Below are 25,947 nucleotides of genomic sequence, written 5' to 3'. Positions count from 1 at the left end.
GTATGCCAGCGCCCCCGCTGGCGCGGTACCCCGGATCCGCCCTTGCCGTCACTGGGCACTACGGGGAATCCCGAGGTAGTGAATCCATTCGCACGGGCCCGACGTAAAGAAGGCAGCTTTCCAAAAACCAGAACTCCAGCCCGGGAAAGCCGTCCGGCCCGCAGGCCCTTCCAGTGCGCGCATCCCGCCGCGCCCCTGCCCTTTCCCATCACCACCAAGGAGTGTTCCCATGCGAATCCATCTTCCCCTCGCGATCGTCGCCACCCTGGGCCTGGCGGCCTGCAGCCACATGGGCAGCGCCCCCATGGCCGCGTTCTCCCAGGCCTCCCTGCCCGCAGCGGTGCAGGTGCCCGCCGGCCACAAGGTGGCCCTGGAAACCGTGGGCAAGGGAGAAATCACGTACGAATGCCGCGCAAAGAAGGACATGCCGGGCGACTTCGAATGGGCGTTCGTCGGCCCGGACGCGAAGCTTCATGATCGCAAGGGCGCGACGGTGGGGCGCTACTGGGGCCCGCCCGCCACCTGGGAAAGCAGCGACGGTTCCAAGGTGACCGCCACGCAGGTGGCCGTGGCGCCCGCCGGCACGGGCAACATCCCGCTGCAGTTGGTGAAGGCGAACCCCGCCACGGGCATGGGGGCGATGCAGGGCGTGGCCTACATCCAGCGCGTGGCCACCCAGGGCGGCGTGGCGCCGGCCATGCCTTGCGCGGCGGGCAATGCCGGGCAGAAGCAGATCGTGAAGTACCAGGCCGACTACATCTTCTGGCGCGCCGCCTGAAGCGCACCGGCCCGGTGCGGCCGGATGCAGAAAGGCCCCGGGCCTCGCGGCACCGGGGCCTTTTGACGCACGGAGGATCAGGCGCCGGCGTTCAGAGCCGGAACATGGCCACGGTATCGACCAGCTGCTGAGCCTGCGACTTGAGGCTGCTGGCGGCCGCGGCACTTTCCTCCACCAGCGCCGCGTTCTGCTGGGTGGCGTTGTCCATCTGGCTCACGGCCTCGCCCACCTGGGCCACGCCCTCGCTCTGCTCTACGGTGGCGGAAGTGATCTCGCCCACGATGTCGCTCACCTTGCGGATCGAATCCACGATCTCGGTCATGGTGGTGCCGGCCTGGTCCACCAGCGCAGTGCCGCTCTGCACCTGGGCGACGCTGGCAGTGATCAGTTCCTTGATCTCCTTGGCGGCGCTGGCGCTGCGTTGCGCAAGGCTGCGCACCTCGCCCGCGACCACCGCGAAACCCCGGCCCTGCTCACCCGCACGGGCCGCCTCCACGGCCGCGTTCAGCGCCAGGATGTTGGTCTGGAACGCGATGCCGTCGATCACGCCGATGATGTCGCCGATGCGCGCCGAGCTGGTATGGATGCCGCGCATCGTTTCCACCACCTGCTGGACCACGGTACCGCCCTGCGCGGCCACGCCGGCCGCGCTGCGCGCGAGCTGGTCCGCCTGCCGCGCGTTGTCCGCGTTCTGCCGGACGGTGGAACCCAGCTCTTCCATGGACGCGGCCGTCTCCTCCAGTGAGCTGGCCTGGCTTTCGGTGCGCTGGCTCAGGTCGGAGTTGCCCTGCGCGATCTGCACGCTGGCGCTGGCCACGTTCTCGGCATTGAGCCGCACCGTGCCCACCACGGTGCCGAGCTTGCGGGTCATGGCGGCGAGCGCGTGCAGCAACCGGGCCACCTCGTCGCGGCCCTGGGGCTCGACCTGCGCGGTCAGGTCGCCGTCCGCCACGGCCTCGGCGATCCGCACGGCCTCGCCGATGGAACGCGTGGTGGCGCGGGTGACCATGGCCATGATGCAGAGGGCCGCCGCCGCCAGTGCCGCCAGCACGAGCCCCAGCACCAGCATGCCCTGGCGCATCTGCGCGATCTGGTTGTCCAGCGATTGCTCCAGCACGTCGAAGGACGCGCCCACCAGCTCGAACTGGGTGTCGATGATGCGGGTCATGCGCGCGACCCAGTCGGTGGACGGCATGCTCAGCACGTCGGCCTTCACGATGTTGTCGTCGGCCAGCTTGAACCCTTCCTGGGCCGCGGCCAGCGCGGCGTCCCGGGCCTTTTCCACGGCAGGGGGCAGGCTGCCGCCGGCCGCCAGTTCGAGCGCCTTGCGGGCATCGCCGTAGTACTTGCGCACGCGGTCGGAGAGGGACTCGATGCGTGCCCGCTCTTCGGGGGCCACTTCGCCACGCGCCAGCACCAGCGCGCCGCGCGCCCGCATCTGGCCCAGCGACTCCGTCAGCTGTGGCAGCTGCCCGAGCACAGCCTTCTGCAGGTAGTGGGTGCGGATGTCGGTGTCGCGGGCGAGTCCGGAGCTGTTGGCCACGTCGTCGATGAGACCGAGCATCCGCTCGATGAGCGCCACGTGCAGCCGGTTGCTGTCCGCGCCGCGCAAGGTCTTGCCCGCCACGCCGGAAGCCAGCGTGTTCCAGTCGCCCTGGATGCTGTCGAGCCGCTGGCCCAGGGTGCTGTCGCCCAGCCCCGCGAGCGCCTGCTTCGCGCGGCCGAAGGAAGCCTCCACCTCCGCCTGCTTGGCCTGCCGCGGCGCGGCCGCCGATTCGGTCCCTCCGAGCATGGAGGCGGACAGCCCCCGGTGCTGCTGCGTCAGCTGCAGCAGCTTGAGCAGTTCCCGTGCAGGGGCGAGGCCCCTGCGTTCCTGCAGGGCCGTCTGGATATCGGCGAGGGTGCCGCGCATCAGCAAGGCAGTGGGCAGCAGGAACATCGCGAAGGCGATGCAGCCGATCAGCACGAACTTGCGCGAGAACTTCAGATTGCCGATCCAGTGGTTCATTTTTGAAACTTTTGGTAATTGACTGCACTTTTGCCATAGGCGGCAAAAATGGGGGAACGTGGAATCGAACTCCCCAGAAAAGTGAAAAGCGCCCATAACGGAGCGCTTATGCACCAATTTTAAGCGTTTTCCTCAAAAAAATGCTGTAGGCCAACAACTCGACCCAAAAATGCGGAAATTAACAAGATACAAATTGTTTCTTATTAATTATTTTTTCAACTACTCCAATCTCCATTGGCAACGCCAATCCCTTCCATTCAGCCGGGCAGCGTGCCCGGCAGCAGGATGGACCGGTCCACCCGGTGGATGTCGGTATGGCCGCAGAAGGCCATGGTGATGTCCAGTTCCTTGTGGATGATCTGCAGCGCCCGGGTGACGCCGGCCTCGCCGAAGGCGCCGAGCCCATACAGGAAGCTGCGCCCGATCAGCGTCCCGCGTGCACCCAGTGCCCAGGCCTTGAGCACGTCCTGCCCGCCGCGGATGCCTCCATCCATCCACACCTCGATGTCCCGCCCCACGGCATCGACGATGGGAGGCAGCGCATGGATGGACGACGGGGCTCCGTCGAGCTGCCTTCCACCGTGGTTGCTGACCACGATCGCGTCCGCGCCCGTCTCCACCGCGAGACGCGCGTCGTCCGCATCCATGATGCCCTTGAGGATGAGCTTGCCGCCCCAGCGCTTCTTGATCCACTCGATGTCGCGCCAGTTGAGCCGGGGATCGAACTGCTCGGCCGTCCACGACGACAGCGACGAAAGATCGCCCACCCCCTTGGCATGGCCCACGATGTTGCCGAAGCTGCGCCGCTTCGTGCCCAGCATGCCCAGGCACCAGCGCGGCTTGGTCGCCAGGTCGAGCAGGTTGGCCAGGGTGGGACGCGGCGGCGTGGACAGCCCGTTCCTGATGTCCTTGTGGCGCTGTCCGAGGATCTGCAGGTCGAGCGTTACCTGCAGCGCCGACACGCCGGCGGCCCTGGCGCGGTCGATGAGGCGTTCGACGAAATCGCGGTCGCGCATCACATAAACCTGGAACCAGAAGCCCGGCCCGGCGTGTTCCGCCACATCCTCGATGGAGCAGATGCTCATCGTGGACAGCGTGAACGGCACGCCGAAAGCCCGCGCCGCGCGTGCGCCGAGGATTTCGCCGTCCGCATGCTGCATGCCGGTCAGCCCCGTGGGCGCGATCGCCACGGGCATGGCCACGTCCTGGCCCGCCATCGTCGTGCGGGTGGTGCGGTTCTCCATGTTCACGGCCACGCGCTGGCGCAGCTTGATCTTCTGGAAATCCTCGGAATTGGCGCGGTAGGTGCTTTCGGTGTAAGAGCCTGAGTCGGCGTAGTCGTAGAACATGCGCGGCACGCGCCGGCGGGCGACGGTGCGCAAGTCTTCGATGCAGGTGATGCGGGACAGTGGGGTCACGGTGGGTGCTCCTGGTCATTGTTCTGCCATGCGGCCGGCTCCGGCCCGGGAAGGCACGTGCGCAGGGGCATCGTACCGGCGGTGCCTGCCAAAAGGGCCTGAAGCCTTTCCCGGACTTGAAGCGTTTGCACGCTTCGCATCACCGGCCGGGACTTCGTATCGCATACGGGGACGCGGGGCGTCCGGCCTTAGATTGTCTTTGTGGAGGGCCACGAGGGGTACCCGGGCTTTTCACGCCACCGCCCCGTCCACACACAGCCATCACGACATGAAACCCATCCATTGAGCGAAAAAGACGCTCACCACCCTCACCGGCCTTGCCATCCTCGCAGGCGTGGACTGCCAGGACAACCCCTGACGCCCTACCTTCGCGCCAGTGCCACGCCCGCGATGGCGATGGCAAAGCCGACCACTTGCAGTGCCGTGAGCGTTTCCCCGAAGATGGCCCACGCCTGCAGTGCCGAGAGCGGCGGCACCGCGAGCACCAGTGCCGCCGTGCGCGTCGCCTCGCCATGGCGCATGAGCCAGATCAGCAGCGTGGCCCCGCCGATCGACAGCACCAGCACCGAGTAGGCGAGATAGCCCCACAGCAGCGGCGAGCCGTCCCAGCGCGGCTGCCCCAGAATCGACGCCATCAGGGTCAGCACCGCGATGGAACCCAAGTTCTGCACCGCGCTGGCGCTGCGCAGGTCACCTGCCGCGAGCGGCGATTTCTGCACCATGGACCCCACGGTGAGCGCGAGGATGCTGCCCGCGGCGGCCAGCAGCACCGGCAGCGGGAGCGCGGCCACCCCGGCGCTGGCCGACAGCCGCGGCCACAGCACCATGGCCACTCCACCGAAACCCAGCGCCAGCCCCGCCCAGGTGGACGGCCCCAGCCGGCGATGCAGCACGGCCACCGCGATGAGGGCCGTGAACAGCGGCTGCAGCGCGCCGATGAGCGCCATCACCCCGGCCGGCAGGCCGCGCGACATGGCCCACCAGCTGGGTCCCACGTAGAGGCCGTTCATGAGCGCCCCCGCGGCGAGATGCAGGGCGATGCGGCGCGGCCCGCGCGGCCACTCGACGCGCGCCCACCAGGCCGCGGCGCCGAACAGGATGGCCACGCCCACGAACCGCGCGGCCAGGAACCAGAACGGATCGGCATGCGCGGACACCCCCCGCCCCACCAGGAAACCGGTGGACCAGATCACGACGAAAAGCAGCGGAGCGATGGCATGCATGCCGGGTCCTTCCTCAAGGGCAAGCAGTATCCCTGGAACCGGGGCCGGGCGGGCCCGCCCACTCGCCACGCGCGGGCCACCACCGCAAGATTCACTTCAGGGGCGGGGCCCTTTCACCACGCCCGCTCCGCGCACCTCGATGCGGATCTCGTCCACCACCTGCCCCCCCGCCTCCACCAGCTCCACCCGGTGGCGCCCGGGCCAGGGCAACCAGGCCCATTCCGCCCCCCGGCCCTGCACCTGGCCATCGATGCGCCAACGCAGATTCGCCGGCACGCCACCGCCCGCCGCCGCGAACTGCAGGCGCTGATGGGCGGGAGGGATGTCGGGATCCAGCGCCACGATGGTGCCCGGGGCGGGCGACACGATGCGCGGCCGCGGGGCCTGCAGGCCGTCCGGTGCACCGCCTTCGCCGGCCGCCCGTTCCGGAGCCCCGCGGCCCCGCTGGATGGCGCCGGAGCCGGCATCCACGGCGAAGAGCGGTTGCTGCGTGCCGGCGAGGAACCATTCCTGGCGCGCGCTTTCCAGCAGGCGCGTGCCGCCCGGCTCGGGGCCGAAGCGCACGGCGGCGCGGACCAGCCCGGGCGGCGGCTCGGGCGCACGGCTGCGCACGCCCCGCCCGTGCAGCCAGCCCATGATCTCGGCCCACACGGGCGCCGCGCCGCTGGTGCCGCTCACGTCGTGCATGGGCGCGCCGCCGGCATTCCCCACCCAGACACCCACCGTGTAGCGCTGCGACCACCCCAGCGCCCAGTTGTCGCGCATGTCCTTGCTGGTGCCGGTCTTCACGGCGGTCCAGAACCGCGTGGCCAGCACGCTGTCGGTGCCGAAGGTGCGCGCGCGCGCATTGCCGTCCGAGAGGATGTCGCCCACGATGAAGGCCGCGCGCGGATCGACCGCAGGCGGTGCTTCCGCCGCTGCGGCCGGGGCCTGCCGAGCGCCGGTGCGCCGGGCGGCTGCAGGAGCAGGACGGAACACGACGGGACCGGTCCGCCCGCCGTTGGCGAGCGCGCGGTAGGCATTGGCCAGGTGGAGCAGGGGCATTTCGGCGCTGCCCAGCGCAAGGCTGTAGCCGTAGTAGTCGCCCGTCTCCCGCAGCGGCAGGCCCAGCGCCAGCAACTGGCGGAAGAACGCATCCGGGGTGACCATCGCGATGGTCCGCACCGCCGGCACGTTGAGCGAGGCAGCCAGGGCAGTGCGCACGGACACCCAGCCCTTGAACTGCCGGTCGTAGTTCTGCGGGATGTAGAGCCCCGAAGCGGTGGGGATGTAGGCGGGCGAATCCTCGATCAGCGACGCGGCGGTGACGCGGCGCTGCGCGATCGCCTGGGCGTAGAGGAAGGGCTTGAGCGTGGATCCCGGCTGGCGCGCGGCCAGCACCCCGTCCACTTCGCCCGCCTGGCTCAGCAGGCCGGACGACCCCACCCACGCCAGTACCTCGCCGGTGGCGTTGTCGAGCACGACCACGGCGCCGTCCTCCACGTTGCGGCCGTGCAGTTCGCGCAGATGCTGGTGCAGCGACTGCACGGCCACGCGCTGCAGCGGCGCGCTGAGGCTGGACACCACGGACACCGGGGCCGGCCCCGGCATGCGGGCGAGCAGCTGGCGCGCGAAATGCGGCGCCAGGCCTTCGCTGGCCGCGTAGTCCCGGCGCTGCAGTGCGGCCGTGGTGAACAGGTCCAGCGCATCGCAGTCGGCGGCCGGACCAGCAGACCCACCGCCACCCGCAGGGGGCGCGGCCATGGCGCGCAGCACGCCGCAGGCACGCTGCGCCACGAGGGCGGGCCGGGCGTTCGGGGCCCGCACCAGCGCCGCGGCGACCGCCGCTTCGCGGTCGTCCAGCCCATGCGGCGCCTTGCCGAACAGCGTGCGGGACAGTGCATCAATGCCCACCAGTTCGCCCCGGAACGGCACGAGGTTGAGGTAGGCCTCCAGGATCTGGTCCTTGCGCCAGCGCCGTTCCAGCACCTGCGCGGCCACGGTCTGCCCGAGTTTCTGGGCCACCGACCGGCCGCCGGGCCCCTGCCGCCAGTCGCCGTCCAGCAGGCCCGCGAGCTGCATGGTCAGGGTGGAGGCGCCGCGCGTGCGCTGGTTCCAAAGATTGCCCCAGGCAGCGGCCGACACGGCACGCCAGTCCACGCCGCTGTGTTCGTAGAAACGCCGGTCCTCGCTGAGCACCAGCGCCTCCCGCAGCGCGGGCGATATGTCGTCCAGCCCCGTCCACTGGCCGCGCCGCACGGTGGCGTCGGTCCGCAGCCGCTGCACCACCTCGCCTTCGCGCGAGAGCACCAGGGTTTCGGACGAGCGGTAGTCCGCGCGCACCTCGGCGTAGGCCGGCAGCGCGCTTGCGGACAGCGGCGCCCAGAGCGCGAGGCACAGCGGCAGGACGGTCAGTGCTTCAGTGCCGGGACGGCGCGCCCGGTGGCGCAGGAAAGCGAGGAAAGGCATGGGAAAGCCGCCGGGGGAAGCACCACGGCGGCGCGAAGAGGGCTGGAAGACCCCGATTCTGGCGCAGCGGCGGACCACCGCCGCGGGAAGCCGGTCAGAACGACTCCCAGTCGCCTGGCGCGCCATGGACTGCCATGGCGGGGGCCGCCATGAGGCCTGCCGTGGCGGCTGCGGGTCGCAGCGCGGGCGTGCGGGCGGGCGCGCGCACCTTCGCCGGAGACGGCTTGCGGGCAGGCACGGCGGGGCGGGCCGCCGCCGCGACAGGCACCGCGGGCGCCGCCGCCACGGAAGGTGCCACGGCCACCGCCGCCTGCGGGGCATCCGATGCCAGCCGGAACACGCTGACGGCCTGCACGAGGTCCTGCGCCTGGGAACGCAGGCTGGAGGCGGCGGCGGCCATCTCCTCGACCAGTGCAGCGTTCTGCTGCGTGGTCTGGTCCATCTGGGTGACGGCCTCGCCCACCTGTGCGACGCCTGCGCTCTGCTCGCTGCTCGCCGCGCTGATCTCGCCCATGATGTCGGTCACGCGGCGGATGCTGCCCACCACCTCGGTCATGGTGCTGCCGGCCCGGTCGGCCAGTTGCGCGCCGCTTTCCACCCGCTCGACGCTGGCGGTGATGAGCTCCTTGATTTCCTTGGCCGCGCCGGCGCTGCGCTGCGCCAGGCTGCGCACCTCGCCCGCCACCACGGCGAAACCACGGCCCTGCTCACCGGCACGCGCGGCCTCCACCGCGGCATTCAGGGCCAGGATGTTGGTCTGGAAGGCAATGCCGTCGATGACGTTGATGATGTCGGAGATGCGCCGCGAGCTCTCCGAAATGCCTTTCATGGTGTCCACGACCTGCGCCACCACGGTGCCGCCCTGCTCCGCCACGCCGCTCGAGGCCTGCGCCAGCTGGTTGGCCTGGCGCGCGTTGTCCGCGTTCTGCGCCACCGTGGAGCCCAGTTCCTCCATGGAGGCAGCGGTTTCCTCCAGCGCGCTGGCCTGGCTCTCCGTACGGGACGACAGGTCGGAATTGCCCTGCGCGATCTGCATGCTGGCCGAGGCGACCGATTCGCTCCCCTGGCGCACGCGGGACACGACCGTGGCCAGCGCCGTATTCATGTCGCGCAGGCTCTCCAGCAGCAGGCCGACTTCGTCCCGCGCATGGATCTCGATGCGCTGGGTCAGGTCTCCCGCGGCGACGGCCCGGGCCACGTCCACCGCCCGGGCGATGGGGCGGGTGATGGAGCGGGTCACCCACAGGCCGAGCAGCACGGCCACCACCACGGCCAGCGCGGTGCCGCCGACCTCCACCGCCAGGGCCGTGGCACGGGCGTCTTCCGCCTCGGCCTGGCGTACATCGAGCAGGTCGCGTTCGGCCTTGGAGAACTCGGCCTGCATGTTCCGGAAGCCGTCCATCGCGGCCTTGTCGCGTGCCTTTCCGAATTCGCCGACGAAAGCCTCCATCGGGACCTTGCCGGCATCCACGTCGCGGCGCATGTCCTGCAGCGACTGCATCACCGCGGCGAAGTCCGCCTGGCGGGCACGCAGCACGTCGAGCCGCTTCTGTTGCTCCGGGTTGTCCGCGGTGAGCGTGCGCAGCGATTGCCAGGCGGAGTCGAAAGTCTCTCGCCCCTGGTTCCACGGGCCGAGGAAGGCAGTGCTGCCCGACAGCAGATAGCCGCGGGCGCCGGTTTCCATGTTGACCACGCCCAGCAGCATCCGCTGGGCCTCCTCCAGCACCTTGTAGGTGTGGATGTTCATGCTGGTGGCGGTCTTGATGTGGTTCTGGCTCTGGATGGCCACGCCGATCACCACCAGGAAGATTGCGATGACGCCGCCGAATGCCAGGGCGAGCCGTCGGCCCAGGGGCCAATGTGAGATGTTCATGGGAGTACCGCTTTCGTGCAGGAACGCCGCGCCATGAGGGAGGGCCGGCCCCGGCCCTCGCCACGCGACATCCGTGGCCAACATCCGTCATGGGAGCACGATCGGGATACTAAAGTTACAAATTAACGCGATTTGTAGGCATTCGGCGTACGTCACTGTCGCGTTAGGACGCACAGAGGACGTACGCCGATGGCCCTTCTTCAGTTCTTCGTGGCGGCGTCCCAGTGTTCGGCGATCTGCCCGTCCTGGATGCGGAACATGTCGAACCACGTGGTCGTGTAGGTCTGCCCCGCGTTCTGCGGATCCGGCAGGCGGCGGGCGAACACCAGGGTGACCATGTCACCCTCGGCGAGGATGCGCACCAGCGGGGCCTTCACACGGGGCTGTATGGGCGAGCGCGGCGTGACCTGCGCCAGGAATTGCTTGAAGGGCTCGCGGCCCGTGGCCACCAGCGGGTTGTGCTGGATGTAGTCCTCCCTCATGTAGCGGTCGGCCAGTTCCACCTGGCCGGACTCGAACACTTCCCGCCAGAAGTCGTACACCAGCCGCTTGTTGTGCGCGAGGACCGGGTTGTGGGACCACAGCAGTTTGTCGTGGTTCGGTTCTTCCGCCACGGGCACCTGGGCATGGGCGGAAAGGCACACGGCGGCCGCGCAGGCCAGCACGGCGCGGGAGAGCAGCAGTTTCACGGTCATCTCATCTCCTGTCGGGTTGAAACGGCCGGGTTATACGGAATATTCCTTCTGGCGGAAAGTCGGTGCCTGCAAGCCATGTCAGCAGGTGTGTCGGGTTGACGCAGCGCAAGCCACGTTGCGGCCAGGGGCGCAGACTGTCCCTGTTCCCACCCATCGACCATGGCCCGGAAATTTCCCCAACATCCCGCCCGCCCGGAACGCATCTGCTGGGGCTGCGACCGCTACTGCCCGGCCGAGGCCCTGGCGTGCGGCAATGGCTCGGAGCGCACGCCGCACCCCGCGGAGTTGTTCGGCGAGGATTGGCTCGCATGGTCGCCTGCAGGCGTGCCTCCGGCCGGCGAGGCCCCGCCGGGCCCGGACCAGGCACCGGGGCGATCGCCCGGCAACCACGAATAGCGGGGCCGGTACTCCGGGGTCAGCGCGCGGCGTCCACCTTCATGCGGGGGTTCGGCGTTTCCCCGAACATCTCGGGCGCATACATCGCCTCCACCCGCGTCGGCGGAAGCGCGAACTCGCCGACGTTGTTCAGCCGCACGGTGTACTCGGCCGTGATCGAGCCCTTGGACACGTACTCGTAGTAGCCGCGCCAGGCCTCGAAGCTGCGCTCCTCGTAGGCCAGCCAGCCGCTGCCGCCGCTGCCACGCTTCTCGCCCTGCGTCGCGATCTCGGAGTCGCGCCCCAGGCCGTTGCCCAGGATGGTGGCGCCGCCGGGCACCGGGTCGGTGAGCACCACCCAGGTCATGTCGGCGGTGGAGGTCACCTCGAGTTTCACGCGCAGCACATCACCACGGGTGTACCGGCCGGCCACCGCCTGCTCCACCGGCGTGATGGTCTTCTTGACCGTGTAGCCGGCGGAGAACGGCTCCTTGAGCTGGACCGCGGCCACCGACTGCAGCGTGAGCCAGGGCTTTCCGGTGCCTTGCTGGGTCACGTTGAGCGTCTCCTTGCCGCCCGAGGCGCTCCATGGCAGGAACATGCCGTTGTTGGTCAGGTTGCCGGGCGACGCGGGGGCGCCGAACCACGTGGTCTGGTGCGCAGCACCCGTGGCATCGGCGGTGGAGACGCGGCCCACCTTGCTCCAGTCCACGCTGGCGGTGTTGCCGCCCATCGCGGCGCGGGTGAATCCGGTAACCGGCGTGGCCTCGAACTTCGCGCTGAATTTCTCCAGCGCCAGGCCGCCCCAGAGGTTGGCCGTGGTGGTGTGCCAGGCCCCGCCCTGCTGCCGCGCGATGAAGCCGTTGGCCAGGCGCCCCATGTCGTCCTTCCAGGCCGGATCGTCCATCACGGCCAGCATGAGCCGCGCCGTGTTCACGTCGCCGTTCTGCATGAGCCACCACCAGTAGTCGTCCTGCTCGGAACTGAAGATCAGCTTGGTGCCCTGGTAGGACAGGCGGGACTTGAGGATCTGGGTGGCCTCCGCCATGCGCTGCTCGCGCTGCGGTGCGTCGGTCACGCGCCGCAGTATGTTCAGCCAGTCGATCACGCTGTGCGTGGGCCACTGGTTGGGCGCCACGGTGATGGACGAGAGCATGCGGCCCGTGGCCTTGCCGTAGCGCGACAGCGCCTCGATCGCGGCGAGCTTGCGCATGTCCAGGTCCTTGCGCGGGCTCCAGAAGTCGCGCTGGATGCGGCCCTCTACGAAGGCGATCAGGCCACGCTCCATCGGCGCGCGCACCTCCGGCGCAAGCGCGAAGGCCGGATCGATGGACGAGGCTTCGTGCGTGGCCGCGAGCAGGTAGGCGGTGAGCGTGTCGCTGCCGCGGTTGCCGCTGCCGGCCTGCGGCGGGAAGTAGCTGGCCAGGCCGTCGCCGTCCAGGTAGGTGGGCAGCTGCCCCACCACGGTCTGCCACATCTTGCCGTCGCGCAGGCCCACGGCCTTGCTGGTCTTCTGCTCCAGGCAGAGGAACGGGTAGTTGGCGAACCAGTCGCGCACGCCCGGCAGGCCCTCGGCGAGCTTGGGCTGCACCGACATCTTCAGCCCTCCGCGGCCGGGGATGGCGTCGGCGGGCGGCTTCACGTCGATGCCGAAGCTGCCGTCCACCTGCACGAGGGTGGCCTGCTGCACCGTCAGCGGCACGGCCGGCACGAGCCGCTGCGTGGCCTTGAGCGCATCGCGCGCTCCGGCGGCGCCAGGCGTGGTGTCGCGCGCCTCGATCTCCCAGAGGATGGCCTCGGCCCGCGTGCGGGCGAGCTGCGCGGGCGCGGTCACGTTCCAGGCCACTTCGCGGGATTCGCCGGCCGGGATGTCCACCGTCTGCTTGTCCAGCGTGAGCAGCGTGGCGCGCGGGGCGACCTCGACCTTCATGGCCGCCTTGGTGGTGTTGCGCAGAGTGAACTGGGCGCGGAACTGGTCGTCCTCGCGCACCAGCGGCGGCAGGCCGCTGATGATCTGCAGGTCCTGCGTGGCCCGGATGCTGGTGGAACCGGTGCCGAACTGGCCCGTGCCCGCATCCGCCACCGCGACGATCTTGAACGTGGTGAGGGCGTCGTTCAGCGGCACCGTGACCTGCGCGCGTCCGTTGGCGTCCAGGCGCACCGCGGGCTGCCAGAGCAGCAGGGTGTCGAGCAGCTCGCGCGTCTGCGCGCGTCCGCCGCCGCCGCCTGCCGGCACGGCCTTCTTGCCGTAGTGGCGCCGGCCGATGATCTCCATTTGTGCCGTGGAGGTTTCCACGCCCCAGGCGCGCCGCTGCAGCATGGCGTCCAGCAGGTTCCAACTGGTGTTGGGCATCAGCTCCAGCAGGGCCTGGTCCACCGCGGCCACGGCCACCTCGGCATTCGCCGCGGGCTTGCCGTCGGGCAGCGTGGCGGCGATGGTGACCTGGGCCTTGCCGCGCACCGGGTAGCTCTCCTTGTCGGCCGTCACCTTCAGCTCGATGCGGTGCGCTTTCGCGCCCACCTTGATCTCGGCCAGCCCCAGCCGGTAGGCGGGCTTGGACAGGTCCACCATGGCCGTGGGCGCGACGTATTCCTTGCCCTCGTACCAGAAGGCGGTCCACCACTCGCGCGGTGCCTTGAAGCCCCAGGTGAAGAAGCTGTACCAGGGCACCTCGCGCAGGCGTCCGCGCAGCGCCAGCACGCTCACGTAGACGTTCGGGCCCCAGCCCTCCTCGATCTTGAGCTGCACCGTCGGATCCTGGCCATTGAGCTGCACCACGCGCATGTCGATGATGCCCTCGCGCTCCACGCTCACCAGTGCCGTGGCCTGGCGGAACGGCATGCGCACCTGCAGCCGGGCGGTCTCCCCGGGCTGGTAGCTCTTCTTCTCGGGCAGCAGGTCGATGCGGTCGTGGTCTTCGCCGCCGAACCACAATTCCCCCTGCCGCGTCACCCAGACCGAGGCGGCCGCCTCGGACTGGTTGCCGTCCTTGTCGCGTGCGGTGGCCACCAGTTCGACTTCGCCGGCCTCGTCGAGCTTGGCCTCGCACAGCACCAGCCCGCGGCTGTCGCTCTTGCCGGTGCACACCGTGCCCAGGTCCTTGGTCTCGGTCTTGTTGTCGTAGCTGTAGAAGCCTCCCACCATGCGCTTGCGGCTGGTGGTGGTGATGCGGGCCACGGCCTGCACCTGCACGGGCACGCCCTCCTGCACCTTGCCGTCCAGGCCGAGCGCCAGGGCCTGGAAGCGGATCTTCTGCGCGGCGGACACCCAGCCCTCGGTCTTGATGCCGGCCACCACCGCGGCCGGCCAGACCGTCTGCGTGCTGCGCAGGGTCTGCACTTCGCCGTTGGGGTCGGAATACGTGGCTTCGAGCACCAGGTCCTGCGCGCGGCGGGAATTGGGAATGTTGTCGATCGCCACCTTGCCCGCGCCATTGCGGTCGAGCGTCACGGCCAGCTTGTCGGCGATCACGCGCGCGTCGTCGGCAGAGGCGGGCTCCTCGTCGTCGCCGCTGTTTCCGCCCTGGGGCTGCGCGCCCCTGCGGCGCGGCGGCTCGAAGCTGAAGGCGTCGAAATCGGGAAACTGCAGCGGCTTGCCGCGCACCAGTGCCGACACGCGCACGGGCAGGTTGGCCGCGCCGCCGCCGGACACGTAGTTCACCTGCACGTCCGTGGGCACCGAACGCGGGCGCACCAGCGGCTTCTTGTCGGCCGGCGCAATGCGGCCTTCCAGCACGGGCAGACGGAACTCCTCCACGCGGAACTCGCCGGAGGTAAAGCTGTGGCCCCGGCGGTCGTCATCGCCGCGCAGCTCCACGCTGTACACGCCCAGCTTGGCGGCGGGCGGCAGCGCGAAGGTGCTCTCGGCGCTCAAGCCCCCCGTGGGCGTGCGGCGCCACTGCAGCGGCTGGGTGAATTGCTGGCCGCTGCCCACGTGGGTGATCGCCAGCGTGTGCGGCTGGGCATCGGGCAGGCCGAAGCCCTGGCGGTTCTGCGTGCGCAGGATGTGCTTCATCGACACCGTCTCGCCCGCGCGCAGCAGCGTCCGGTCGAAGATGGTGTGCGCGATCTGGTCCGGCTCGGGTTGGCTGCTCGTGGGCACGTTGAAGCGCCACGGCTCGATGCCGCGCTGCCAGTCGCTCCAGGTGAAGGCCATGTCCTGCACGCCGTCGGCGCCCTGGGCGCGGGCGCTCACGAAGTAGGCATTCATGCCCTCCAGGCCGTCGCGGCCCGGGCACGAGGGCGGCTGGGGCGACAGACCCTCGAAGCGCGCGATGCCCTGCGCATCGGTCGTCGCGGTGGCCAGTTCACGGCCGTCGCAGCCCGACACGCGCACCACCGCGCCCGGCACCACCTGCCCCTTGTCGAGCGTGGTGACCCAGGCCGCGGCATTTTCGCGCCCCAGCTTGAAGTGCACACCCAGGTTGGTCACGAGCGCGGAGGTGCGCACGTACATCGTGCGCCCTGCGCCGTGGCGCTCGTCCAGCAGCGAGCGGCCCAGCATCGGCGAGGCGATCTCCACCACGTGGAAGCCCGGCGGCAGCGGGATGCCGACCACCTCGAACGGACGGGGATCGCCGCTGGCCGGGCGCGGCAAATCCAGCACCTTGGCACGGGGCTGGCCGCCGAGCAGCGACACCATGCGCGACTGCACCGTGTCCTTGCCTTCGTCCTGCAGCACCTGGGGCAGCGGGCCGCGCACGTCACGGCTGGCCTCCCTGCGCGTCACCAGGTAGTCGTCGTACCGGCGCACCCGGCGGTACCACGCGATGATGTCCGCATCGGCGGTGGGCTGGAAGGTGCTCACCTTGCCCGCGGGTGCCGGCGCCGGTGCCGCCGCCGCGGGTGCGGAGGCGCCAGGGGCGGCTCCGGCCGCCAGGCCCTGCACGCGCAGGTCCGCCTCGACATTGCGCAGGGTGACGGGCAGCAGCGCCGGCCCCTTGTCGCCTTCAGCGAAGCGCTCGACCACGCCGAACGGCGAGGCCGCGAACTTGGCCAGCGGCGGCATGGGGCCCGTGGACACGGCCAGCGGGAAGCTGTCCGCATTGCGCAGCGGCCGGCCCGAAGCGTCCTTGAAATCCCTGGGCAGCTCCAGCCGCATGGCGGTCTGCGGCGCGAAGGGCGGCATGAACTGCACGCTGTTGACCACCGTGTCGCCATCGCCCTCGCCATCCAGGCGCGGCTTGAGGGTTTCCTTGTCGGACTTCAGCCGGATCGCCTCGGCGAGCTTGCGCGGCACGGGCGCGTTGAACGACAGGCGCATCGGCCGGATCGGCAGGCAGGCCGCCTGCGCGTTCTCGCGCTCGCAACCGAACTCGGCACTGAAGGGCTCGCGCACGGTGTAGCCGTAGCGGCGCTCCACGGTGTTGGGTACCCCGCTGGGGGTGGCCACGCCCTGGCCGTACACCAGCTGGACCTTGGAGCCCGAAGTGAGCCGGCGGTTGCAGGCCAGCGAGGCATAGCGCAGGGGTGCCTGCTTGGCCGCGCTCTCCATTCCCAGCGAATTCAGCAGTGCAGCGCGCTCAGTGCCTTCGATGAGGCGCACCGGGATGCGCTCGCCCACGTCCTCGGCCACGCACCAGACGTTGGCCTTCACGCTCTCCGGGGTGGCCGGGCCGCTCAGCTGCAGCAGGAAAAACTGTTCTTCGTCGATGGGCTGGTAGGTGCCGGGACGCACGCTCTGCACGAACGGGCCGCCGGTATTGAACTGGTAGCGCACCGTGCCCGACAGGGCCGAACCGCTTGCGGACTTGAAGCCGGGGCGGGCCGTGGCCGTGCAGCGCGTGCCGGGCGGCAGGTCCGCCGCGAAGTCGTACACCCACTCGCGCTCGCCGGTCCAGCGGCCGGTGCCCCTGGACGCATCGCCGCCGCAATCCACGGAGAACGGCGCGGGCGCCTTCGGATCGCCGAAATTCACGGCCGCGGCGTCGAACTTCACCACCACCTGCCGCACGCGGGCGACCTCGCCCTGCGGCGAAAAGCTGGAGACGGACAGGGCCTGTGCGGCCCCGGCCGAGGCCAGGCCCAGGAACGCGGCCAGCGCCGCGCGGACGAAATGCGTCGTTGTTGTCATGGATGTGCGAGCAATGGCGCGCGCCCAGGAATGCAGCGGCCCCCGAACGGCGGCTGCCGGAGCGGCAAACCCCGGGAGGTTAGCCCATCGCCGGGTCACGGGGCACGCTGCCGTCCGCTGAGTTGTAAACGGCCTACACACCCCGTCCCCGGGATGCCCGCACAATGGCGCGGCGCTCGAAGCGCCCTCCACTCCATGCCCGAAACGTCCACTTCCCGCCGCTGGGAGATCGATGCCGTCCGGGGACTCATGCTGGTCCTCATGACGGTCACCCATCTGCCCACGCGGCTCACGATGCCGCTCGGCCAGCCCTTCGGCTTCGTCTCGGCGGCCGAGGGGTTCGTGCTGCTGTCCGCCTACATGGCGGGCATGGTGTACGGCCGCACCGCCGCGCGCCGCGGCATCCCGGCCATGCGGCAGGCCTTCCTCCGCCGGGCCACCAAGATCTACGCCTGCCAGGCAGCCACCCTGCTCTTCCTGTTCACCGTGATTACCTTCATCGGCATCCGGGTGGACGAGCCGGCCATCAAGGGCCTGATCACCTTCTACCTGGCCAAGCCGATCGAGGCGCTCGTGGGCGGGCTGCTGCTCGTGTACGAGCCCCCGCTGCTCGACATCCTGCCCATCTACGTCCTCTTCATGCTCGCGAGCCCCTGGGTGATGTCGGTCGGGCTGCGGCGCGGCTGGGCGCCGGTGCTGGCCGTGAGCATCGCGCTCTGGTTCCTGGCGCAGTTCGGGCTCTCGAAGTGGTTCTACGACGCCATCAATACGGTGATCAGCAATCCCATCCCCTTCCACGAGACGGGCACCTTCTCGATGTGGGGCTGGCAGTTCCTCTGGGTGCTGGGCCTGTGGATGGGTGCGTCGCGCAACGATCCCGACGCACCACCCTTCGTCTTCCCGCGCTGGGCGACAGGGGCGGCGGCCGCCATAGCGGTGGTGGGTTTCTGCTGGCGCCATGCGATCGGCCAGGTTCCCTTCGGCGACGGCCTGCCCGAGTGGAACCTGGTGTTCGACAAGTGGCAGCTGGGACCGCTGCGGGTGCTGAACCTGTTCGCACTGCTCGTGCTGGCGATCCGGTTCGGGCCGTCCCTGGCGGCGCGCATGCCGCGGCCGCGCTGGCTGGAAACCCTGGGCGCGGCCTCCCTGCCGGTGTTCTGCGCGCACCTCGTTGTGGTGCTGCTCGCCATCAGCCTGATGGGAGCACGCTACGACCGGCCGTGGTGGCAGGACATCGCCCTGCTGGCCGTCTGCTTCGCGGCCCTGCACGCCGTAGCGCGGGTCAGCCTGTGGTGGGACGAGGGGCCGGACGAAGATGCGCCGGGCACCCGCCGCAAACTGCTGCGCCTGCGGCGGCCCCTGCCCCCGGCGCTGTAGCGTGGGGAGGCCTCAGGGCCGGGCGCTGGCCCGGATGAGCCCGTCCGAGCCCGGCTGGGCAGCCGTGGCGCCGCCCGCGGGCGCTGCGCCGTCGCCTATGTAGCTGCCGATGATGGTGCGCCAGAGATCGTAGCCCGCGTCGTTCATGTGCAGGTGGTCGGCCCCGAACAATTCGGTGCGCGGCAGGCCCTGCGCATCCAGCATGGGGGTGAAGATGTCGATGAAATCGCTGTTGGGCACCGTGCGCACGTACTGCGCCAGCAGGGCGTTGGCTTCGCGCATGCGCGGCAGCAGCGACAACCGCAGCGGGCTGGGCTTGATGGAGATGTAGCTGATGCGCGTCTCGGGCAGCGCCTCGCGCACCGAGCGCACGAAGGACTGGAAGCTCTCGAGCACCTGCTCGGGCGTGCGCCCTTCCGCCAGGTCGTTGTCGCCCGCATACACCATCACATGGCGGGGCTGGTACTGCAACACGAGGTTCTTCACGAAGTACTGGCAGTCGGCCATGGTCGAGCCGCCGAACCCGCGGTTGATGACCACGGGCAATTGCCGGAAATCCTCGCGCAGATCGGTCCACAGGCGAATGGTCGAGCTGCCGACGAAGAGCACGCCGCCCGCCTTCGGCAGGCCCGCCTTGTCCGCCGCCGCGAAGGCGTCCATGCTCGACTGCCAGCGCGCGTAGGGCGCGGGGAGCGCGGCAGCTGCCGAAGGTGCCGGCGTGGGCGCGGCCCAGGCGGCACCAGCCGGCAGGAGCGCTGCGCACAGCACGGCCGCGGCAACACGGCCAGGACGGAAACGGCGGGAAAGGCTCAGGGACATGGACGGGTCACTCCGAGAAAACAGCAGCGTGTGATCGATTGTCCGCCGCAGCATTCCCCGCAGAACACAATTTTTACAAATTGAACCTTATACGTTACAAATTACTGGAGCATTTCCGCATTGCGGTCCGGCCGAGTGCCAGACGGCGCCGCCGTGTTGGCCCGTCGGCTCATCCGTGGGCCCATGCCGCCGGCCGTACCCGGGCCGCCCTGCCCAGCGCCACCGCTGCCACCAGGCCGGCCAGCGCGATGCCGCCCGTCAGGCCCGCCACGGCCGGCCATCCGCCGTGCTGCCAGAACCAGCCGCCCACCGACCCGGTGACGCTGGAGCCGAGGTAATAGAAGAGCAGGTAGAGCGACGCCGCATGGCCCTTGGCCTCGCCTGCCTGCGGCCCTACGGATCCGCTCGCCACGGCATGGCCGATGAAAAAGCCGGTGGTGACCAGCGCGATGCCGGCCACGACGGCAGCCAGAGGCGCGAACAGCGTCAGGCCCACGCCGGCGAGCATGAGGGCGAACCCGGCGGCCAGCAGCCGGTGCCGGCCGAAACGCTCGGCCAGGGCGCCGGCGACCGACGAGGACACGATGCCGAAACCGAAGGCCAGGAAGATCAGGCTCGCCTGCGTCTGGCCAAGGTGGTAGGGCGCGCCCGACACCCGGAACGTGGCGTAGTTGAACACCGTGACGAAGACGCTGGTGAGCAGGAAGCCGATGGCATAGATGCGCAGCAGCCCCGGATTGCGCAGGTGCCCGGCCCACGCGCGCAGGTGGAACCGCGCGTTGATGCCCGGCCGGCGCTCGAAACGGCGCGACGGCGGAAGCAGCCGCAGGAAGCCTGCCGCCGCGACCAGGCACAGCAGGCCGAGCCCGCCGAGAGCCAGGCGCCACGAAGTGAACTCGGTGACCAGCCCCATCCCCACGCGGCCCACCATGCCGCCGAAGGCCGTGCCGCCCACATAGAGGCCCATGGTGCGCGCAAGGGCCGCGGGCTCGATCTCCTCGGCCAGCCACGCCATGGCCACCGCGGGCACGCCGCCCAGCACCAGCCCTTCCAGCGCCCGGGCCACGAGCAGGCCGTGCCACGTGGGCGCGAGGGCCGCGCCGATCTGCAGCAGCGCCGCGAGCGCCATGGATGCGCACATCAGCCCGCGGCGGCCGAGGGCCTGCGAGAACGCGCCGGCCAGCACGATGGCGAAGGCCAGCCAGCCCGTGGTGAGCGACAGCGCGAGCGAACTCTCCGCCGGGCTGACGCCGAAATCCGACGCGAACGCCGGCAACAGGGGCTGCACCGAATAGATCAGCGAAAAGCTGGCCAGGCCCAGCAGGAACATCGCCAGGCCGGCGCGGCGGTATTCCGGCGTGCCGCGGCGCACCCAGTCGGATGCCGGCGCGCTGCCCGGCGGGATGGAGGAGGACGAAGCGGGAGGAGCGGAGGAGGAAGCCATGGACTGCGGAAGGTGACGCAGGTCAATGTAGGACGCACGACTCCATCTGTCCAATATATGGCACCCCATCAAGCCATATGCCCTATAAATGACAACATGGAATTGCGACACATCCGCTACTTTCTCGCCGTGGCCGAGGAAGGCAACTTCACCCGGGCCGCCGCGCGCCTGGGCATCGGGCAGCCGCCGCTGAGCCTGCAGATCCGCGACCTGGAAGCCGAGGTCGGTGCCCCGCTCTTCCACCGTGTTCCCCATGGCGCCGAGCTGACGGAGGCCGGCAGGGCCTTCCTGGAAAGGGTGCAGCCCCTGCCGGTGCAGGCCGCCCAGGCATTGCAGGCGGCCCGGCGGGCGGCCCGCGGCGAGACCGGCCAACTGCAACTGGGCTTCACCGGCACCGCGGCATTCAATCCCCTGGTCCCGGCCTGCATCCGGGCGTTCCGCCATGCCTTCCCCCAGGTGGAGCTGCGCCTGGTGGAAGCGAATTCGGTGGCGCTCGCCACGGCATTGCTGGAGGGGCGCCTCGATGCCGCCGTGCTGCGCCCTTCCCTCTCCGACCCGGTCGCGCTCGCGGTGCAGCCGCTGGTGGAAGAGCCGCTCGTGGCCGCATTGCCTGCAGACCACGCCTGCGCCCGCGGGCGCGGCGGACTGGCGCTGCAGGCATTGCGGGACGACCCGTTCATCCTCACCCCGCGCGCGGTGGGCATCAGCCTGCACGACGCCGTGCTGGACGCCTGCCGCGCCGCCGGCTTCGAGCCCGCGCAGGGCCAGCCCGCCCCGCAGATCGCTTCCATCCTGTCGCTGGTCTCGGCGGAAGTGGGGGTCTCGCTGGTGCCCGCCTGCATGCGCCAGCTCAGCGTGCGCGGCGTGGCCTTCCGCGCGCTCCGCGCTCCGGCGCCGCGCGTGGGCCTGGCCGTGGCGCACCGTGCCGCGCGGCCGCCGGAGCCGGCCCTGCAGTTCGCGGCCATCGCCCGGCGCGTGGCGGCAGGGCCGGGACGGCCGGAGTGAGGCACGCAGGCGCAGGCGCCCTGCCCCGCGCCGCGTTCACTGCGGCTGGAAGCCGCTCTCGCGGATGATGCGCGTCCAGGCCTGGGTGTAGGCGCGCTCGCGCGCCGTGAGCTGCTGCGGGGTCATCGGCGTGACCGTGAGGCCCATGGCTACCAGTTGCTCCCGCACGTCGGCCCGGGCCAGCACCTTGGCGAGGGCCTCCGAGAACTGCTGCACGGCCTTCGCGGGCGTGCCGGCCGGCGCGTAGAACCCGTAGTAGGGAAGATCCTCGAAACCTTTCAGGCCCAGTTCACCGAAGGTGGGCACATCGGGCAGCGCGGCCTGCCGCCGGTCGCCCAGCACCGCCACGATGCGGATCTTGCCGGCCTTGTGGTTCTCCAGGAAGTCCGGCACCGATCCGACGCCCGCCGCGATCTGGTTGCCCAGCATGTCGCCGATCATCGGAGCGCTGCCCCGGTAGGGAGCGGACACCAGGTCGAGCCGGTAGCGCTCTCCGAGCAGCTTCACCAGGAACTCGGGCGTGGAGGCCGGCGCGGGAATGCCCACCGCGCTCTTGCCGCCCTGCGATTTCACCCAGGCCACGTACTCGTCGAAGCTGCGGGCCGGCGTGCCGCCCGATACGGCGAAGGCGTTGACGAAGGTGGCCACGCCGCCCACGCCGATGAAGTCGTGCACGGGATCGAAACCCGGGTGCTTCACCACCTGCGGCAGGATGGAGATGGTGTGGTCGTGCGTGAGGAAGACGGTGCTGCCGTCGAGCGGGGACGTCTTGAGCACCTGCGCGGCGATCTGGCCGCCGGCGCCGGGCCGGTTCTCCACCACCACCGGTACGCCGAGCACGTCCTTGAGCTTGTCGGCCAGCAGCCGCGCGATCGCATCCGAGCCGCCGCCGGGCGGGAAGCCCACCAGGATGCGCAGCGTCTTGCCGGCCTGCGCCCGGGCCGCGAGGGGAAGGCCCGCTGCCAGCGCGGCGCCGGCAAGGGAGGCATGGGAGAGCAGGCGGCGGCGTGACAGGGTCATGGCGGGGCTCCGGTCAGGAAGAAAACGACGTGTTCAGCCCAGGCGCGCGCGGTGGCGCGCCAGCTGGGTGCGCACCTGCGCGGGCGCCGTGCCGCCCAGCGTGTTGCGGGCGTTCAGCGATCCGCGCAGGCTCAGGGCGTCGAACACGTCCTTCTCGATGGCCGGGTGGAAGCCCTGCAGCACCGTGAGCGGCAGCTCGGACAGGTCCACGCCGTGGGACGTGGCGGCCTTCACCGCATGGGCCACGGTTTCATGGGCGTCGCGGAACGGCAGGCCCTTCTTGACGAGGTAGTCGGCCAGGTCGGTGGCCGTGGCGTAGCCCTTCTGCGCGGCCTGCTCCATGGCCTGCGAGTTGACGGTGATGCCGCCCTCCTTCCTGCCGGTGGCCGGGTCGGGCTGGCCGCCGACCATCTCGGCGAAGATGCGCAGCGTGTCCTTGAGCGTATCGACGGTGTCGAACAGCGGCTCCTTGTCTTCCTGGTTGTCCTTGTTGTAGGCCAGGGGCTGGCCCTTCATCAGCGTGATGAGGCCCATCAGGTGGCCCACCACGCGGCCGGTCTTGCCGCGCGCCAGCTCGGGCACGTCGGGGTTCTTCTTCTGCGGCATGATGGACGAGCCGGTGGTGAACCGGTCGGCGATCCGGATGAAGCCGAAGTTCTGGCTCATCCAGATGATGAGCTCCTCGGACAGGCGGCTCACGTGCACCATGCACAGGCTGGCGGCGGCCGTGAATTCGATGGCGAAGTCGCGGTCGCTCACGGCGTCCAGGCTGTTCTGGCAGACACCTTCCATGCCCAGCGTGCGCGCCACGCGCTCGCGGTCCAGCGGATAGGTGGTGCCCGCCAGCGCGGCGCTGCCCAGCGGCAGCACGTTGGTGCGGCGGCGCACGTCCTGCATGCGCTCGGCATCGCGGGCGAACATTTCCACATAGGCCAGCATGTGGTGGGCGAAGCTCACGGGCTGGGCGACCTGCAGGTGGGTGAAGCCGGGCAGGATCACGTCCACGTTCTGTTCGGCCACGTCCACCAGGGAGCGCTGCAGTTCCGTGAGCAGGTCGGCGATCAGGTCGATCTCGCCGCGCAGCCAGAGGCGCACGTCGGTGGCGACCTGGTCGTTGCGGCTGCGGCCGGTGTGCAGGCGCTTGCCGGCATCGCCCACCAGCTGGGTCAGGCGGGCCTCGATGTTGAGGTGCACGTCTTCGAGGTCGAGCTTCCACTCGAAGGCGCCGGACTCGATCTCCTGGGCGATCGTGGCCATGCCGCGCTGGATGGCTGCGTGGTCCTGGGCGCCGATGATGCCCTGGGCCGCCAGCATCTCGGCATGCGCCAGGCTGCCGGCGATGTCGGCCTGCCACAGGCGCTTGTCGAAGAACACGCTCGACGTGTAGCGCTTGACCAGATCGCTCATGGGTTCGGAAAACAGGGCCGACCAGGCCTGGGCCTTGGTGGCGAGCTGGTCTTGGGAAGGTTGCGCGGAAGGGCTGGAGGACATGGAGGGCAATAATCCGGAGGTTTCGGCCACCCGGAACGCCCGGATGCCGCGATGCAAGAGACCCAAATTTTATCGACCCGGCCCCAGCCCCTGGCAGAGTCCCCTCCGGAGGGACTCGGCGGGCGTGCGCTCGTCTTCGATGCATGCCACGTGGGCGTGGTGCTGCGCGCCGTGCTGTTCGTGGAGATCGTGCTCGGCGTGGGCGCGATGTACGCCGCCGACGGCCCGGCCGCATGGCTGGCCCGGCTGTCGCTGCTGACCGGCGGCGCGCTGCCGGCCACCCTGGCCTGGCTGGTCACGGCCTGCAGCCTCAAGACCCTGCTGCAGCGCCTGCCCGTGGCGCTGCAATCCGTGGCCGGCGTGGGCCTGGGGGCGCTGGCCGGCCTCTACGCCTGCGGCATGCTGGTGCTGGTCGGCGTGCCCATGGAAGCGCCGTGGCTGGCCAGCGCCGCGAGCGGAGCGCTGCTGTCGGCATTGCTCGTGGCGGCGCTGGTGCTGCGCGCCCGCGCACGCACGCCGGCCGCCACCACCGCGCGGCTCGGCGAGCTGCAGGCGCGCATCCGGCCGCACTTCCTCTTCAATACGCTCAACAGTGCCATCGCGCTGGTGCGCGACGAGCCGGCCAAGGCCGAGGCGCTGCTGGAAGACCTGAGCGACCTGTTCCGCCATGCCCTGGTGGAACAGGGCGACTCCGCGACGCTGGGCGAGGAGATCGTGCTCGCGCGGCGCTACCTCGCCATCGAGGAAGTGCGCTTCGGGGACCGCCTGCGCGTGCAATGGCTGCTCGACCCGCGCACCGACGGCGCCCGGCTGCCGCCCCTGCTGCTGCAGCCGCTCGTGGAAAACGCCGTCAAGCACGGCGTGGAGCCTTCCGCCCAGGGCGGCAAGCTGCGCGTGAGTACCGAGCTGCGCGGCAGCCGCGCCGTGGTCACCATCACCAACACCGTGCCGCCCGGCGGGGCCCGGGCGGAAGACGGCGCGCGCCGCGGCCACGGCATCGCCCTGGCCAACGTGCGCGACCGGCTGCGCCTGCTGCACGATGTGCAGTGCGATTTCTCGGCGGGCATGCACAATGGCTTCTACCGGGTACGCATCTCCCTGCCGGCGCATGCCTGACGCCCGCCACCGCGACCGACACCACCTCCTTGCGGCTCCCATGCACATCCTCATCGTGGACGACGAAGCCCTGGCCCGCAGCCGCCTGCGCACGCTGCTGACCGACAGTGGCGGGCACATCCTGGCCGAGGCGGCGAATGCCGCCGAAGCGCTGACGCTGCTGCGCGCGCCGGGCGGGCGGCCCTTCGACGCCGTGCTGCTCGACATCCACATGCCCGGACAGGACGGGCTCTCCCTGGCGCATGCGCTGCGCGCCCTGGCCAGCCCTCCCGCCATCGTCTTCGTGACGGCGCACGCCGACCACGCCGTGAGCGCCTTCGAGCTGGATGCGGCGGACTACCTCACCAAGCCCGTGCGTGCCGAACGGCTGCAGCAGGCACTGGCCAAGGCCCGGCGCGCCGCCGCCCGCCCCCCTGCTGCCTCCCCGGCCCCCGCGGACACGGAGGCGCTGCTGATCCAGGACCGGGGCCGCACCGAGCGCGTGCCGCTGGACGAGGTGGTCTATGTCAAGGCCGAGCTCAAGTACCTCACCGTCCGCACGGGCACGCGCAGCTACATCCTGGACGGCGCGCTGAGCGAACTGGAAGCGCGCTACCCATCCCGCTTCCTGCGCGTGCACCGCAACGCGCTGGTCGCCCGGCGCGCGCTGCGCTCCATCGAGAAGCACTACGACCCGGTGGAAGGCGAAGGCTGGGCCGTGCGCATGCACGGCCTGCCGGAACTGCTGTCCGTGTCGCGCCGGCAGGTGTCCGCCGTCCGCGAAGCGCTGGCGGGCTGAGCCGGT

The 25,947-nt window shown here is 70.4% G+C and carries 17 protein-coding genes; 6 read left to right on the top strand and 11 right to left on the bottom strand.

Annotated elements, in window-relative coordinates; translation table 11 throughout:
• The first annotated feature begins 229 nt into the window (after positions 1–229).
• Complete coding sequence (locus T336_RS0123220) at positions 230–778, top strand: DUF3455 domain-containing protein (protein WP_026434301.1); 549 nt, start codon at positions 230–232, stop codon at positions 776–778.
• 91 nt (positions 779–869) lie between these two features.
• Here the strand turns inward: T336_RS0123220 and T336_RS0123215 are convergent, their stop codons facing one another.
• The 6 genes from T336_RS0123215 to T336_RS0123190 all read right to left on the bottom strand — a co-directional run bounded on the left by T336_RS0123215 (position 870) and on the right by T336_RS0123190 (position 10,443).
• On the bottom strand, positions 870–2,786 hold the full coding sequence (locus T336_RS0123215) for a methyl-accepting chemotaxis protein (RefSeq protein ID WP_035227127.1): 1,917 nt from the start codon (positions 2,784–2,786) through the stop codon (positions 870–872).
• A gap of 257 nt (positions 2,787–3,043) precedes the next feature.
• Entirely contained in the window at positions 3,044–4,204 is a 1,161-nt protein-coding gene (locus tag T336_RS0123210) for an alpha-hydroxy acid oxidase (RefSeq protein ID WP_026434299.1), read from the bottom strand.
• Between the two features lie 362 nt (positions 4,205–4,566).
• Complete coding sequence (locus T336_RS0123205; RefSeq protein WP_026434298.1) at positions 4,567–5,427, bottom strand: DMT family transporter; 861 nt, start codon at positions 5,425–5,427, stop codon at positions 4,567–4,569.
• Positions 5,428–5,523: 96 nt separating this feature from the next.
• Positions 5,524–7,875 carry a penicillin-binding protein 1C gene (gene pbpC, locus T336_RS0123200; RefSeq protein WP_209436001.1) on the bottom strand — a complete coding sequence of 784 codons (2,352 nt, stop codon included), beginning with the start codon at positions 7,873–7,875 and terminating at the stop codon, positions 5,524–5,526.
• Between the two features lie 94 nt (positions 7,876–7,969).
• A complete protein-coding gene (locus T336_RS25640; protein ID WP_035227124.1) occupies positions 7,970–9,748 on the bottom strand; it encodes a methyl-accepting chemotaxis protein in 1,779 nt (592 codons plus the stop codon).
• Between the two features lie 200 nt (positions 9,749–9,948).
• Positions 9,949–10,443 (bottom strand): nuclear transport factor 2 family protein, encoded by a 495-nt coding sequence (locus tag T336_RS0123190; protein ID WP_035227121.1) that lies wholly within the window; start codon positions 10,441–10,443, stop codon positions 9,949–9,951.
• A gap of 159 nt (positions 10,444–10,602) precedes the next feature.
• Here T336_RS0123190 and T336_RS0123185 point away from each other — a divergent pair, with 159 nt between their 5' ends.
• On the top strand, positions 10,603–10,839 hold the full coding sequence (locus T336_RS0123185; RefSeq protein WP_026434295.1) for a DUF3079 domain-containing protein: 237 nt from the start codon (positions 10,603–10,605) through the stop codon (positions 10,837–10,839).
• 19 nt (positions 10,840–10,858) lie between these two features.
• Here the strand turns inward: T336_RS0123185 and T336_RS0123180 are convergent, their stop codons facing one another.
• A complete protein-coding gene (locus T336_RS0123180) occupies positions 10,859–16,891 on the bottom strand; it encodes an Ig-like domain-containing alpha-2-macroglobulin family protein (RefSeq protein ID WP_026434294.1) in 6,033 nt (2,010 codons plus the stop codon).
• A 195-nt stretch (positions 16,892–17,086) separates the two neighbouring features.
• Between T336_RS0123180 and T336_RS0123175 the strand changes: the two genes are divergently transcribed.
• Complete coding sequence (locus T336_RS0123175) at positions 17,087–18,268, top strand: OpgC domain-containing protein (RefSeq protein WP_019702718.1); 1,182 nt, start codon at positions 17,087–17,089, stop codon at positions 18,266–18,268.
• Positions 18,269–18,280: 12 nt separating this feature from the next.
• Here the strand turns inward: T336_RS0123175 and T336_RS0123170 are convergent, their stop codons facing one another.
• Positions 18,281–19,087, bottom strand: a complete 807-nt coding sequence (locus T336_RS0123170) for an SGNH/GDSL hydrolase family protein (protein ID WP_019702719.1) — start codon at positions 19,085–19,087, stop codon at positions 18,281–18,283.
• 169 nt (positions 19,088–19,256) lie between these two features.
• Complete coding sequence (locus tag T336_RS25635) at positions 19,257–20,531, bottom strand: MFS transporter (RefSeq protein ID WP_035227118.1); 1,275 nt, start codon at positions 20,529–20,531, stop codon at positions 19,257–19,259.
• Between the two features lie 96 nt (positions 20,532–20,627).
• Here T336_RS25635 and T336_RS0123160 point away from each other — a divergent pair, with 96 nt between their 5' ends.
• On the top strand, positions 20,628–21,536 hold the full coding sequence (locus T336_RS0123160) for a LysR family transcriptional regulator (RefSeq protein ID WP_019702722.1): 909 nt from the start codon (positions 20,628–20,630) through the stop codon (positions 21,534–21,536).
• A gap of 36 nt (positions 21,537–21,572) precedes the next feature.
• Here the strand turns inward: T336_RS0123160 and T336_RS0123155 are convergent, their stop codons facing one another.
• On the bottom strand, positions 21,573–22,556 hold the full coding sequence (locus T336_RS0123155) for a Bug family tripartite tricarboxylate transporter substrate binding protein (RefSeq protein ID WP_019702723.1): 984 nt from the start codon (positions 22,554–22,556) through the stop codon (positions 21,573–21,575).
• Positions 22,557–22,589: 33 nt separating this feature from the next.
• Positions 22,590–24,047: an argininosuccinate lyase gene (gene argH, locus T336_RS0123150; RefSeq protein ID WP_026434293.1), complete on the bottom strand. Its 1,458-nt coding sequence runs from the start codon at positions 24,045–24,047 to the stop codon at positions 22,590–22,592.
• A 51-nt stretch (positions 24,048–24,098) separates the two neighbouring features.
• Here argH and T336_RS0123145 point away from each other — a divergent pair, with 51 nt between their 5' ends.
• Positions 24,099–25,163 (top strand): sensor histidine kinase, encoded by a 1,065-nt coding sequence (locus tag T336_RS0123145; protein WP_026434292.1) that lies wholly within the window; start codon positions 24,099–24,101, stop codon positions 25,161–25,163.
• Between the two features lie 40 nt (positions 25,164–25,203).
• Positions 25,204–25,941: a LytR/AlgR family response regulator transcription factor gene (locus T336_RS0123140; RefSeq protein WP_026434291.1), complete on the top strand. Its 738-nt coding sequence runs from the start codon at positions 25,204–25,206 to the stop codon at positions 25,939–25,941.
• Positions 25,942–25,947 lie beyond the last annotated feature (6 nt).

The organism is Paracidovorax oryzae ATCC 19882, from assembly GCF_000687165.1.
Classification (GTDB): domain Bacteria; phylum Pseudomonadota; class Gammaproteobacteria; order Burkholderiales; family Burkholderiaceae_C; genus Paracidovorax; species Paracidovorax oryzae.
The sequence above is the reverse complement of the archived record's forward strand: the minus strand, read 5'-3'. Positions and strand labels throughout refer to the sequence as shown.

Bases quoted from the DNA above. Each gene is read 5' to 3' on its own strand.
- T336_RS0123220 (WP_026434301.1), top strand. From the start codon at position 230: ATGCGAATCCATCTTCCCCTCGCGATCGTCGCCACCCTGGGCCTGGCG.
- T336_RS0123215 (WP_035227127.1), bottom strand. From the start codon at position 2,786: ATGAACCACTGGATCGGCAATCTGAAGTTCTCGCGCAAGTTCGTGCTG.
- T336_RS0123205 (WP_026434298.1), bottom strand. From the start codon at position 5,427: ATGCATGCCATCGCTCCGCTGCTTTTCGTCGTGATCTGGTCCACCGGT.
- pbpC (WP_209436001.1), bottom strand. From the start codon at position 7,875: ATGCCTTTCCTCGCTTTCCTGCGCCACCGGGCGCGCCGTCCCGGCACT.
- T336_RS25640 (WP_035227124.1), bottom strand. From the start codon at position 9,748: ATGAACATCTCACATTGGCCCCTGGGCCGACGGCTCGCCCTGGCATTC.
- T336_RS0123190 (WP_035227121.1), bottom strand. From the start codon at position 10,443: ATGACCGTGAAACTGCTGCTCTCCCGCGCCGTGCTGGCCTGCGCGGCC.
- T336_RS0123185 (WP_026434295.1), top strand. From the start codon at position 10,603: ATGGCCCGGAAATTTCCCCAACATCCCGCCCGCCCGGAACGCATCTGC.
- T336_RS0123180 (WP_026434294.1), bottom strand. From the start codon at position 16,891: ATGACAACAACGACGCATTTCGTCCGCGCGGCGCTGGCCGCGTTCCTG.
- T336_RS0123175 (WP_019702718.1), top strand. From the start codon at position 17,087: ATGCCCGAAACGTCCACTTCCCGCCGCTGGGAGATCGATGCCGTCCGG.
- T336_RS0123170 (WP_019702719.1), bottom strand. From the start codon at position 19,087: ATGTCCCTGAGCCTTTCCCGCCGTTTCCGTCCTGGCCGTGTTGCCGCG.
- T336_RS25635 (WP_035227118.1), bottom strand. From the start codon at position 20,531: ATGGCTTCCTCCTCCGCTCCTCCCGCTTCGTCCTCCTCCATCCCGCCG.
- T336_RS0123160 (WP_019702722.1), top strand. From the start codon at position 20,628: ATGGAATTGCGACACATCCGCTACTTTCTCGCCGTGGCCGAGGAAGGC.
- T336_RS0123155 (WP_019702723.1), bottom strand. From the start codon at position 22,556: ATGACCCTGTCACGCCGCCGCCTGCTCTCCCATGCCTCCCTTGCCGGC.
- argH (WP_026434293.1), bottom strand. From the start codon at position 24,047: ATGTCCTCCAGCCCTTCCGCGCAACCTTCCCAAGACCAGCTCGCCACC.
- T336_RS0123145 (WP_026434292.1), top strand. From the start codon at position 24,099: ATGCAAGAGACCCAAATTTTATCGACCCGGCCCCAGCCCCTGGCAGAG.
- T336_RS0123140 (WP_026434291.1), top strand. From the start codon at position 25,204: ATGCACATCCTCATCGTGGACGACGAAGCCCTGGCCCGCAGCCGCCTG.